The sequence below is a fragment of the Kitasatospora sp. NPDC059817 genome, assembly GCF_042731835.1.
Taxonomy (GTDB): Bacteria; Actinomycetota; Actinomycetes; order Streptomycetales; family Streptomycetaceae; genus Kitasatospora.
In genome coordinates, this window is the sequence record NZ_JBHWIR010000011.1 from 24,012 (window position 1) to 34,522 (window position 10,511).

Here is a 10,511-nt window from a genome sequence, read left to right on the forward strand (position 1 = left end):
CGCGGCCCGCCGGCGCAGTTCGGCGCGGTGCAGCTTGCCGGTGGCGGTGCGCGGCAGCCGGGTGACGAACTCGACCGCACGCGGGTACTTGTACGGGGCGATGGTCCGTTTGACGTGCTCTTGGAGGCTCCGCACCTGCTCCGGCCCGGCGGGCGCGCCCTCGCGCAGCACCACGTAGGCCTTCACCACCGTGCCGCGCCGTTCGTCCGGCGCCCCGACCACCGCGCAGTCGGCGACGTCGGGGTGGGCGGCGAGGGCCTGCTCGACCTCGGGGCCGGCGATGTTGTAGCCGGCCGAGACGATCATGTCGTCGTTGCGCGCCTGGTACCAGAAGTAGCCGTCCCGGTCGCGGAGGTAGGTGTCGCCGGTGAGGTTCCAGCCGTTGCGGACGTAGTCGCGCTGGCGCTCGTCGTCCAGGTAGCGGCAGCCGGTCGGGCCCTTGACGGCGAGCAGGCCGGGCACGCCGTCCGGCACCGGCCGGCCCTGCTCGTCGAGGACGGTGGCCCGGTAACCGGGGACGGGGCGGCCGGTCGCGCCGGGGCGGATGTCGCCGTCGGCGGCGGAGATGAACACGTGCAGCAGCTCGGTGGCGCCGAGGCCGTCGATCAGCCGCTGCCCGGTGGCCGCGTGGAAGGACTCCCAGAGGGCGGCGGGCAGGTGCTCGCCGGCCGAGACGCAGCGCCGTACGCCGGACAGGCGGTCGGCGAGCCCGGCGGCCAGGATCGCCCGGTAGGCGGTCGGAGCGGTGAACAGCACGCCGACCCGGTGCCGGTGGACCTGCTCGGCGAGCTGCTCGGGGGTGGCCTGCTCCAGCAGCAGGCTGGCGGCGCCGGCGCGCAGCGGGAAGACCACCAGGCCGCCGAGCCCGAAGGTGAAGGCGAGCGGCGGGGTGCCGGCGAACAGGTCGTCGGGGGTGGGGCGCAGGAGGTGGCGGGAGAAGGTGTCGGCGTTGGCGAGCACGTCGCGGTGGAAGTGCAGGGTGGCCTTGGGCCGTCCGGTGGTTCCGGAGGTGAAGGCGATCAGCGCGACGTCGTCGGCGGCGGTCGGGACGGCGGTGAAGCCGCCGCTCTTGGCGGCGCAGCGGGCGGTGAGGTCCTGGGGGCCGGGCCCGCCGAAGGCGAGCACCCGCAGGCCGGGTGTCTCGGCGCGGGCGAGGTCGTCCAGGTAGCGGTGGTCGCACAGGGCGATGGCGGGCCGGGCGATCCGGTGCAGTCCGGTCAGTTCGGCGGCCCGCAGCAGCGGCATGGTGCTGACGGCCACGCCGCCGGCCTTCAGGACGCCGAGCCAGCAGGCCACCAGCCAGGGGGTGTTGGGGCCGCGGAGCAGCACCCGGTTGCCGGTGGCCAGGCCGAGGTCCTCGGTCAGCAGCCGGGCCACCCGGTCGGCGTGGTCGCGTAGTTCGCCGTAGGTCCACTGGCCGGTCGGGGTGAGCAGGCAGCGGCGGTCGGGGCCGTACCGGGTGATCGTTGCGTCGAGCAGCGCCTGGGCGCAGTTCAGTCGGTCCGGATAGGCCAACTCCGGTATGTCGAAGAGGAGTTCGGGCCACTGATCGAAGGGCGGGAGATGGTCGCGGCAGAACGTGTCCACGTGCGCGGAGGGGGATAGCTCCATGGGCGGGCACCTCATCGTGCGAGCGGGAGTGAGGCCAGTATGGCGTGTTGGTGACGCCAGTCAAGAGAGCGATACATGCATTCGGAGGAGCCGGCGCCGCGCGGCCTCACCGGTGGCCCCACCCGCGTCCCGGCGCAACGGCAGCCGCACCCGGCGACCGGTGCGGTCGGGGTGCGGCGGGTTGGGTAGGGGCTGCGGCAGGCGGGGGTGCGGCCGGGTCAGGCGGTGGCCCCCTGGGCGGCGGCGTCGGGCTCGCGGCCGTCCTCGGCCTGCTGGGCGCGTTCGGCCAGCAGACGGGCGAACAGAACCAGCACCGGCATGGCGGCGTCGGCGCCCGGGCCCGAATCGCGGACGTACAGCAGCGTGGTGCCGACCCGCACCAGGGCCTCCGCCCCTTCCGCGCCGTGCGTCCGGGCGGCCCGCTGGTCGCCGATCGGGGGGAGGGGGACGGCGGCGGCCGCGTCGGCGCCGCCGACGTGGGCGAGCATCGCCTCGAAGGCCCGGCCGGCGGCGTCGGCGGAGGCGAAGGTGACCACGGTGAACTGTGCGCTGTGCGTGGTCACGGCGCGGAACGTCACGGTGGCGTACGCGAGTTGCTGGTCGCAGGCGTCCGGGAGCAGGCAGGGCACGTCCTCGCCCGGGCCCGCTCCGGACTGCGGGCCGCTCTCCACCTGCCAGCCGCCCGGCATGGCCCGCAGATCGGGCAGTACACCCTGCACCTGGGCGGGGTCGCGCAGCGTCCGCCCGGCGTGGGCCAGGTCGGGCCCGCCCGGCCGCAGCAGCGGGCGCGAGCCCAGGTTGATCCCGACGGCGACCAGGGCGGCGACCACGATCAGCGCCAGCGTGACGAGGACGGGGGCGGCGCCGATCCGGGCGGCCCGGGCCTGGGCCCCGGCGACGGCCGGATCGACCCGGAGGTGGACGGTCGGCGGGTCGGCGGGCCGGCCGAGTTCGGTGGTGGCCAGGTACCGGGCGAACGCCGGGTCCGAGGTGAGCAGTTCGCCGACGGCGGCGGTCAGCCCGGTCCGCGCCCGGGCGTCCCCCGGGCTCGCGTCGACCGCGTCCACGGCCCGGGCGCCCTCCGGCGTGGCCCGCAGCCGCGCCCGCACCAGATCCGCGACCGCCCGCCCCGGGCCGCCCGCCACCCCCTCGGCCGCCCGTATCAGCACGCCCACCACCACGGGCACCAAGTCCTGGCCGTCCCCCATGGCAACTCCCCCCGGCCCACGAGTCGTTGCTCCCACGATCCCGGACCGGACGGCGCCGCGCCCCCCACCGGACGGAACGGAGACGGAACTGCAACCGGGCCCGGACGGACGTGGGGCGGGCGTGACCCGGGGGGCCGCTAGGGCGTGTTTCATAATTCCCGCCGGGCGCGCGACGCCGGGCATCCCGCCTGGACGCACCGGCGAAACGCCCAAGTACGACCCAGTACGAGGACGCTTCGCCGGCACGCCCAGCCGGGCGCGTAATGGGGGTACCTCCCGGCCGAAGGCTGGGGGAGCCGCGCGCTGATCCGACGCGAATTATGAAACACGCCCTAGTACCCGAACGGGCCGGCCGAGGGGGCGGATCGGCCGCGAGCTGTGTCCTGGCAAGGGGGGCGGACGGATGCCAGGCGCACCTGCTCGGCCGGGGCCGTGCTCAGCGCAGGCCGCTCAGCGCAGGTCGAAGACCAGGCGGGCGGAGACCTTGCCGCCCAGCACCTCGTCGAAGCAGGCGTTCACCTCCTCCAGGCGGCGGGGCTCAAGAATGACGCGGGTGCGGCCGAGGGCGTGCAGGCGGAAGACCTCGGCGAGGTCCTGGCGGGTGCCGACGATCGAGCCGATCACCCTGGTGCCGTTCAGCACGGTCTCGAACACCGGCAGTTCGAGCTTCCCGCCGGCCGGAAGTGCCACCAGAACGAGCGTGCCGCCGCGCCGCAGGGCCCCGTAAGCGGCCTGGAAGGAGGCGTTGCTGACGGCGAGGGCGATGGCTGCGTGGGCGCCGCCGAGTGCCTGGACCTCGGCCGCGACGTCCTGGGTGCGGGCGTCGAGGACGTGGTCGGCGCCGAGTTCGCGGGCCAGGGCGAGCTTGTCGTCGGTGACGTCGACCGCGATGGTCTCGGCGCCGAAGATCCGCGCGTACTGCAGCGCCAGGTGGCCGAGCCCGCCGATGCCGGAGACCAGGACCCGGGTGCCCGGGCGGGCGCCGGAGACCTTGAGCGCCTTGTAGGTGGTGACGCCCGCGCAGGACAGCGGCGCGGCGTCGAGCGGGTCGAGGCCGTCGGGGACGGGCACCACGTAGTCGCCGTGCGCCAGCGCGTACTCGGCGTAGGCGCCGTCCACCGAGTAGCCGCTGTTGTGCTGCTGGAGGCAGAGCGTCTCCCAGCCGGAGACGCACTGGTCGCAGCGCCCGCAGGCGTCGGCCAGCCAGGGGATGGCGACCCGTTCGCCGACCCGGACGTTGCGCACCTCCCCGCCGACCGCCTCGACGATCCCCACGCCCTCGTGGCCGGGCACGAACGGCGGGTTCGGCTTGACCGGCCAGTCGCCGTGGGCGGCGTGGATGTCGGTGTGGCAGAGGCCGGACGCCTCGATCCTGACCCGGACCTGGTGCGCCGCGGGCTCGGGGACTGAGCGGTCCTCGATGACCAGCGGCGCGGTGAAGTCGTGGACGACGGCGGCCTTCATGCGCTCTCCCTCGGTCGGTGGTGATGCTGCTGGCGGCTGGGCGCAGCCGTCAGCAGCATCACTCGACGGGGTGAGTGCCGCAGCCCGGACTACTCCGGACGAGTGGACGAGTGGACGAGTGGACGAGTGAAGGTCAGCCGGCTGCCACCGGCATCGACATGTAGACGGCGCGCTTGCCGTAGCAGGCCGGCACCGTCACCTCGCGGTGGGCGCGGTAGCCGAGCAGCCGCAGCAGGATGTCGGTGCCGCGGACCGCGACCATGGAGATCCGCTCGAAGCCCTGCTCGGACGCCTGCTCCCGGAAGTGCCGGATGAACCCCAGCGCGACCTCCCGGCCGCGCAGGTCCTCGGCGATCACCAGGTCGTGCACGTGCAGGTTGTCCGACGCGAACACCGCCTCCTCCGGCTGGTCGAGGCTCGGGCAGCGCAGCGGCGGGTACGGCAGGCTCAGCAGGTAGCCGCGGACGGTGCCGTCCTGCTCCAGCACGAAGCAGGTCCGCGGCGAGGCGAGGGCGCGGGACTGCAGCGCCTCCCGGCCCTCCGACAGGCCGTCGGCCGCGTAGGCGTCGTGCTCCAGTGCGACCACGGCGTCCCAGTCGCCGTCGGCCAGGAGCCGGATCCGGAGGTCCTCGCTCACCCGGCCGCGACCTCCGAGGCGGTGCCGAGCCCTTCCGCGCGGGAGGCGGCCACCAGCGCCGCCCAGGCTCCCATCAGCACCGCCCAGCGCTCGGCGTCCTCCTGCGCCTCGTCCAGGAGCTGCTGGCGCTGCTCGGCCACCGCGTCGGCGAGCTCGGTGTACTTGCCGCCCAGCTTGCGGTAGGAGCGGTCCAGGACGTCCAGGCAGTGCTCGTTCCCGGCCCGGTCCCAGTCGACGCTGCCCCGCACCAGGTCGAGGATCGGCTCGATCTTCAGCCCGTGCCGCTCGTCCAGCAGCTCGCGGCCGAGGTCGATCATCCCGCCGTAGACCGGGTACAGGTACAGCATCGAGAGCAGGAACTTGACGAACCGCATCTGGTAGGAGATGAAGCCGGCGCCGATGCGGCGTTCGGGCGTGTAGTAGTTGACGATGTGGCGGTTGTGGACGACGCCGGGCAGCCGGGAGTGGACCATGGCGTGCAGCAGGGCGTAGTCGCTGCCGATGGTCTTGACCGAGGGCAGCAGCGGCAGCACCTCGTAGGCCCGGTGGTCCAGGGCGATGTTGCACATGTAGACGTCCCAGATGTCGGGCACGCCGAGGACGGATTCGTCGGTGGTGAACGGCTCGGAGCCGGCGCCCTTGAAGGAGACGTCCACCATCGCGTCCCGGTCCTCCTCCGGCCACACCGGCGGGGTCCACAGGCGCACCACGTCGCGGTAGATGTCCGGGTCCAACTCGTGGATCTCGCTGATGTCCACGTTGAGTTCGCCGATGAAGGAGCCGCTGACCAGCATCACCGGCTTGTCCGCGTCGGCCGGGTCGAGCTCGGAGCGGGTCACGCCGGCTGCCGCCTCGCCGGCCGGTCGGCCGATCGAGAGCAGCTCGTGGTGGATCGGGAAGATCTTCCGACCGTCGACGACCTGGAAGTCGGCGTCGTCGTTGCGCAGGTGTGCCGAGGTGCAGCCCAGGGCGGCCGCGCCCAGGAAGAGCCGGTTGACGCAGGAGCCGTACGCGACGGCCGGCGGGAGCATCATGTCGAGCAGCAGTCCGGGGTCGGCGGCGCCGGAGCGCTCGGCGACCCGGCGCAGGAACTCCCGCTGCTGCGCGTTGCCGAGGTGGTGGACGACCACGCCGGGGGTGGGCTCCAGGGCGGCCACGGCGCCCGCGTTCTTCGCGAACTGGACGGCGTCGGTGGTGTCGAGGATGAGGAGGTGCACCTCGACGTCGAAGTTCGCGACGGCGTAGGCCGCTTCCTCGGCGAGTTCCACGATGGTGTCGGGGCAGGATCGCATGGTGGGCAGGGCGAGGCAGACTCGTTGCATAACGGTGGAATCTCCGTCGGTTCGTCAGAATCGTGGCGGTGATGACGGTATGAGTGCTTTTCGCGCACCACCGTGGACTAGACCAGTTCCGAAGTCAACGATTGACAGAGCGGCTGCGGCGGGGTGGAATGCGCCCCCGCCCGACGGCTTTCCGGAGCCTCTCGGGCTTCCTTCCGGGCAGGGCGGAGCGCGGGTCCGGTGGCACGCGGCGCGGGCCCCCGGGTCCGTACGCGAGGACGAATTCCCGTTACATATCCGAACGGGCGCGCGAGCATGGGTGGTTCATTGCCGTGTATTGCGCCGTTGGGGTCAATCCGGAGGGTGAACCTGCCGATACCCGCAACGACGTCCGTTCGCCGCCTGGAGGAGACCGCATGTCCGACCTGTGGCTGCCCGGTGCCGAGATCCACGACCTCGGCGACCACGCGCCGACCGACCAGCAGTACCCCCCGAGGGCCATCGCCCACATCACCTGGGACCGCAACGCGACCGCCGCCGCGCCGCAGGACTGGTGCACCTACGAGGACCTGGTGAGCTACTTCACCGGCAGCGGCGCCGGCGACGCGCCACACCTCATCTGGGACCCGTTCAGCGGCCGGATCGCCCAACTGTTCCCGGCCGACTCCCGCTCGAAGAGCCTGCTCAGCCCGACGACGAGCCCGACCCGCACCAACCGGGCCGGGCGCGTGGTGATCCAGATCGAGGCGGTGTTCTTCCCCTACTGCAACTACCAGGGCACCGTGTACGCGCGGCTGGTCGACACCCCGTGCGCGGGCTGGGACCGGATCCACGCCTGGATCGCCTCCTGGGGCGTGCCCGACGTCTGGCCGATGGGCCGCCCGGCCGACTTCACCAGCCACCGCGACGAGCAGGTGTGGGAGGCCAGCGGCGGCTGGTACGCACACGCCCACGTCCCGTTCAACGACCACACCGACCCCGGCTCCTGGCCCGACTTCACGGCCGGCCCCGGCACCCCGATCCCCTCGCCCTCGCAGCACCCCCCGGTGCCCCCGGCGGACCCGGCCCCCGCCCGGTACCAGACCACCATCAACGGCCTCCCGTACGGCTACGGCGCCCAGGGCTACCAGGTCACCGTGGTCGGCCGGGGGCTCGTCGCCCAGGGCTTCGGCGCCCACTACCGCTCCGGCCCCGGGCCGAACTGGAGCGACGCGGACACCGAGAACTACGCGGACTACCAGCAGAGCCTGGGCTACTCCGGCCAGGCGGCGGACGGCGTGCCGGGGGAGAGCTCGCTGCGGCGGCTGCTCGGCTACCTGCCCGGTCCCCGGACGGTGTCGCTCGCGCACATCGTGGCGGCCGCCCGCACCGACCCCGGCGCCGAACAGGGGCACCGGACGTACGGGGCCGAGGTGGCGATCGTCGAGCAGGCCCTGGCGGACGAGGGGCTGCTCGAACAGCGCTGGGTGGACGGCTCGTTCGGCAGCCTGACGGTCACCGCCTACGCCGGGTGGCAGCGCCGGTGCGGGTACACCGATGCTGCCGCCGACGGGATCCCGGGGCAGGACTCGCTGCACCGGCTGGGCGCGGCACAGGGCTTCGCCGTCACGGACTGACCGGGCCCGTCCGTACCGGGGGCGTGGCGGTGGGGGAATGCCCGGCTCGGCGGCGGGCGTTGTCCACCGCGTGACCAGCGCTGCGCCCATCACCAGGCTCTCCGTCCTCGACCGCTCCCGGACCAGACGGGGCGAGGAGCCGGCGCAGGCGCTGCGGGACACGGTGGCCTTCGCCCGCGAGGCCGAGCGGCTCGGGTACCACCGCTTCTGGGTCTCCGAGCACCACGGCGTGCCCGGGGTCGCGGGATCCGCGCCGACGGTGCTCGCCGCGGCGGTGGCGGCGGCCACCACCCGGATCCGGGTCGGCACGGGCGGGGTGATGCTGCCCAACCACCAGCCCATGGTGGTGGCCGAGCAGTTCGGGGTGCTCGCCTCGCTCTTCCCCGGCCGGATCGACATGGGGCTCGGCCGCTCGGTCGGGTTCACCGACGGCGTCCGGCGGGCGCTGGGCCGGGAGAAGGACTCCGCGGACGACTTCGGCGCCCAGCTGGCCGAACTGCTCGGCTACTTCGACGGCTCCCAGCGGGCCCACCCCGGCGTCCACGCCCGCCCGGCCGAGGGCCTGCGGGTGCCGGCCTTCGTCCTGGCCACCGGCGCGGGCGCCGACCTGGCCGCCGACGCCGGGCTGCCGCTGGTCATCGCCGCCGCCCGGGGAGAGGAGCGGATGCTCGCGGCGATCGACCGCTACCGCAGCCGGTTCCGCCCCTCGGCGCAGGCCGCCGAGCCGTACGTGGTGGTCTCGGGCACGGTCGCGGTCGCCGAGAGCGCCGACCGGGCCCGGGAGCTGCTCGTCCCGGAGGCGTGGTCCGGCGCGTACTCCCGCACCCACGGCGAGTTCCCGCCGCTGGCGCCCGCCGCCGAGATCCTGGCCCGGCCGATGAGCCCGCGCGAGCAGGCCGCCTACGAGCAGTCGCTGAAGGGCCACATCGCGGGCACCCCGGAGCGGGCCGCCGCCGAACTCGCCGCCCTGGTGGCGCGCAGCGGCGCGGACGAGTTCCTGGTCACCACCAGCACCTACGACCGCGCCGCCCTCCTCGACTCCTACCGGCTGCTCGCCGAGGCGGTCGGCCAGGCCTGAGGCCGCCGGCCGGGTGTGCGGCGGTCGGGCCAGGCCTGAGGCGGTGGGCCGGCCCTGCGGCGCCGCCGCCCCGCTCAGCCCGCGTCGACCTCCGACGTCCCGAGCCGGGCGTACACCTCGGGCCGCCGCGCCCGCAGCCGCAGCGCGATGGCGACGCCCGTCAGGAACACCACCGGCACGATCGCCACCAGCGGCCAGTTGACCTCCGGCCCGGCATTGGTGAACAGGTCGAGCCGCCACACCACCAGTGCCGTCGCCCCGCACAGCAGCACGGTGGCGGCGACCGGCGCCACGACCGTCCGGAACACCCCGGCGCTCGCGGCCGCCTCGCGATTGCGGCGGAAGAAGGCGTACACGGACAGCCCGGCGAGCGCCTGCAGCACCAGGATGCCGACCACGCCGGGGGAGTTCACCCAGAGGAAGAACTGGTTGTACGGGTCGGCCCCGATCAGCGCCGCCACCACGACGGCCACCGCCGCCAGCACCGACTGCGCGATGCCGCCGATCCACGGGGAGCCGTGGCGCGGGTGGACCCGGCCGAGTGCGGCCGGGGCGGCCTGCTCGGTGGCGAGGGCGTAGCCGTAGCGGGTGATGGTGTTGTGGAAGGCGAGTAGCGCGGCGAGCAGGCTGGTCACGATCAGCACCCGCTGGAGGTCGGTGGCCCAGGCGCCGACGTAGTCGGTCATCGCGGTGAAGAACATCCCGGCCGGGTCGGCGGTGGCGGTCGCGACGGCCTCGGTGGCGCCGAAGGCCTGCACGATCATCCAGGTGATGAAGGTGTAGAAGAGGCCGAGGAAGGCGATCGCCGCGTAGGTGGCGCGCGGCACCGTCCGCCGTGGTTCGCGGGCCTCCTCGCGGTAGATGGCGGTGGCCTCGAAGCCGATGAACGCGGCGAAGGAGAGCCCGAGCACCCCGCCCATGCCCCCGGAGAACACGTTGTGCGGGGCGAACGAGGACAGGTCGAGCCCGTGCGCGCCGCCGCGCACCAGCACCGCCACGGCGAGCACGAGCAGGATGCCGGTCTCGGCGATCAGCAGCGCGCCGAGCACCTTGGCGCCGAGGTCTATCGAGCGGTAGCCGAGGAACCAGACCACCGCGACGCCGAGCAGCGCCCAGACCGGCCAGGGCAGGTCCAGGCCGAGCAGGTCGGCGGCGGTGGTGTGGGCGAAGAAGCCGAAGGCGCCGTACATGCCGATCTGGATGGCGTTGTACGAGAGCACCGCGAGCAGCGCGGCGCCGAGCCCGGCGGGGCGGCCGAGGCCGCGGGTGACGTAGGCGTAGAACGCGCCGGCGTTGCGGATGTGCGCGGTCATGGTGGTGAAGCCGACCGCGAAGAGCGCCAGGATGACGCCGGTGGCCAGGTAGGCGACGGGCGTGCCGATGCCGCCGAAGGCGATCGCGAACGGCGCCACGCCGGCCATCACGGTCAGCGGTGCGGCGGCGGCCACGACGAAGAAGACGATGTCGCCGGTGCCGAGCACGCCGCCTTCCAGGCGGGCGGGGCCGGTGGAGCCGGCGGCTGCCCTGCCCCCCCCCGCGCGGGCCCGCCCCCCCCGGCCGCCGCGGCCCCCCGCCCGGCGGGCCGCGCGGGGGGCGCCGGGGCGGGTGTGAGAAAGA

7 protein-coding genes and 1 pseudogene are annotated in these 10,511 nt (G+C 74.1%); 2 read left to right on the forward strand and 6 right to left on the reverse strand.

Annotated elements, in window-relative coordinates:
• From ACFV61_RS04085 to ACFV61_RS04105, 5 genes and pseudogenes are all read right to left on the reverse strand, one after another.
• A pseudogene (locus tag ACFV61_RS04085) lies at positions 1 to 1,611 on the reverse strand (AMP-binding protein); the annotation flags it as partial.
• A gap of 218 nt (positions 1,612 to 1,829) precedes the next feature.
• Positions 1,830 to 2,819 (reverse strand): hypothetical protein, encoded by a 990-nt coding sequence (locus ACFV61_RS04090; RefSeq protein ID WP_380490030.1) that lies wholly within the window; start codon positions 2,817 to 2,819, stop codon positions 1,830 to 1,832.
• A 450-nt stretch (positions 2,820 to 3,269) separates the two neighbouring features.
• Entirely contained in the window at positions 3,270 to 4,283 is a 1,014-nt protein-coding gene (gene adhP / locus ACFV61_RS04095) for an alcohol dehydrogenase AdhP (RefSeq protein ID WP_380490032.1), read from the reverse strand.
• A gap of 133 nt (positions 4,284 to 4,416) precedes the next feature.
• The gene (locus ACFV61_RS04100) at positions 4,417 to 4,920 is read right to left on the reverse strand and encodes a GNAT family N-acetyltransferase (RefSeq protein ID WP_380426107.1); all 504 of its coding nucleotides are present in this window, start codon (positions 4,918 to 4,920) and stop codon (positions 4,417 to 4,419) included.
• Positions 4,917 to 6,242, reverse strand: coding sequence for a DUF6271 family protein (locus ACFV61_RS04105; RefSeq protein WP_380426109.1), 1,326 nt, complete (start codon positions 6,240 to 6,242; stop codon positions 4,917 to 4,919). The genes ACFV61_RS04100 and ACFV61_RS04105 overlap by 4 nt, the downstream gene beginning before the upstream one ends.
• Positions 6,243 to 6,616: 374 nt before the next feature.
• On the opposite strand from ACFV61_RS04105, the gene ACFV61_RS04110 reads away from it, so the two are divergent.
• On the forward strand, positions 6,617 to 7,816 hold the full coding sequence (locus tag ACFV61_RS04110) for a peptidoglycan-binding protein (RefSeq protein ID WP_380490034.1): 1,200 nt from the start codon (positions 6,617 to 6,619) through the stop codon (positions 7,814 to 7,816).
• A 70-nt stretch (positions 7,817 to 7,886) separates the two neighbouring features.
• Complete coding sequence (locus tag ACFV61_RS04115) at positions 7,887 to 8,894, forward strand: MsnO8 family LLM class oxidoreductase (RefSeq protein ID WP_380490036.1); 1,008 nt, start codon at positions 7,887 to 7,889, stop codon at positions 8,892 to 8,894.
• A gap of 74 nt (positions 8,895 to 8,968) precedes the next feature.
• Here ACFV61_RS04115 and ACFV61_RS04120 read toward each other — a convergent pair whose 3' ends face one another.
• The gene (locus ACFV61_RS04120; RefSeq protein WP_380490038.1) at positions 8,969 to 10,375 is read right to left on the reverse strand and encodes an APC family permease; all 1,407 of its coding nucleotides are present in this window, start codon (positions 10,373 to 10,375) and stop codon (positions 8,969 to 8,971) included.
• Between the last annotated feature and the right edge of the window lie 136 nt (positions 10,376 to 10,511).

Bases quoted from the DNA above. Each gene is read 5' to 3' on its own strand.
- ACFV61_RS04110 (WP_380490034.1), top strand. From the start codon at position 6,617: ATGTCCGACCTGTGGCTGCCCGGTGCCGAGATCCACGACCTCGGCGAC.
- ACFV61_RS04090 (WP_380490030.1), bottom strand. From the start codon at position 2,819: ATGGGGGACGGCCAGGACTTGGTGCCCGTGGTGGTGGGCGTGCTGATA.
- ACFV61_RS04105 (WP_380426109.1), bottom strand. From the start codon at position 6,242: ATGCAACGAGTCTGCCTCGCCCTGCCCACCATGCGATCCTGCCCCGAC.
- adhP (WP_380490032.1), bottom strand. From the start codon at position 4,283: ATGAAGGCCGCCGTCGTCCACGACTTCACCGCGCCGCTGGTCATCGAG.